Source organism: Streptomyces sp. NPDC090798 (genome assembly GCF_044768965.1).
Taxonomy (GTDB): Bacteria; Actinomycetota; Actinomycetes; order Streptomycetales; family Streptomycetaceae; genus Streptomyces.
In genome coordinates this window covers 1-1027 of record NZ_JBIVXA010000074.1, presented here as the reverse complement: position 1 = coordinate 1027, position 1027 = coordinate 1, and the positions used below count along the sequence as shown (strand labels likewise).

Genomic DNA, 1027 nt, shown 5'->3' with positions numbered 1-1027 from the left:
TGTTGAAGAGTGGTGCGGGGTATGTGCCGGTGGATCCGGAGTATCCGGCTGACCGGATCGCTTACATGCTTCAGGATGCTCAGCCGATCCTGGTTGTGACTGATGTGGCAACTGCCGGTCTCCTGCCCCGTGACGGCGACAGGCCTCGTGTGTTGCTTGACGATCCTTCGGTGCGGGATGTGGTGGGGGCGTTGAGCGGGTTGGACCTGCTGGATGCGGATCGTTTGTCTTCGGTGGTTTCTGCTCATCCGGCGTATGTGATTTATACGTCGGGTTCGACGGGGTGGCCGAAGGGTGTGGTGGTTTCGCATGCGGGTGTGGGGAGTTTGTCGGGGACGCAGGTTGAGGGTCTGGGTGTGGGGTTGGGTTCCCGGGTTCTTCAGTTTGCTTCGGTGAGTTTTGATACGTCGGTCTGGGAAGTCTGGATGGCGTTGTTGTCGGGGGCGGTGTTGGTGGTGCCGTCGTTGGAGGAGCGTGTTGCGGGGGATCCGTTGTCGCGGTTTGTGGTGCGGCATGGGGTGACGCATGCGACGTTGCCGCCGGCGGTGTTGGAGGTGTTGGGGGAGGGTGCTCTTCCGGAGGGCATGACGTTGGTGTTGGCGGGTGAGGCGTCTTCTGCGGGGTTGGTTGATCGTTGGGTTGTGGGGCGGCGGGTGTTCAACTCGTTTGGTCCGACGGAGACGACGGTTGATGTGTCGTTGTGGGAGTGTCGGGCTGGTGGTGTGTCGGTGCCGGTGGGGCGTCCGGTGTGGAACACGCGGGTGTATGTGTTGGATGCGGGTTTGTCGCCGGTGCCGGTGGGTGTGGCGGGTGAGTTGTATGTGGCGGGTGTTGGTCTTGCGCGGGGGTATCTGGGCCGTGTGGGTCTGACGGCTGAGCGGTTTGTCGCGGATCCGTTCGCGGTGGCGCCCGGGTCGCGGATGTACCGGACCGGGGATGTGGTGCGGTGGTCTGCGGATGGTGTGCTGGAGTTCGTGGGGCGTGCGGATGCTCAGGTGAAGGTGCGGGGTTTCCGTATCGAGCCGGG

1 protein-coding gene is annotated in these 1027 nt (G+C 63.4%); it reads left to right on the top strand.

Going from position 1 to position 1027, the window contains the following annotated elements; genetic code table 11:
- Nucleotides 1-29 precede the first annotated feature (29 nt).
- A partial coding sequence (locus ACIQTP_RS47020; RefSeq protein ID WP_403412417.1) for an amino acid adenylation domain-containing protein occupies nt 30-1027 on the top strand: 998 nt, incomplete at its 3' end.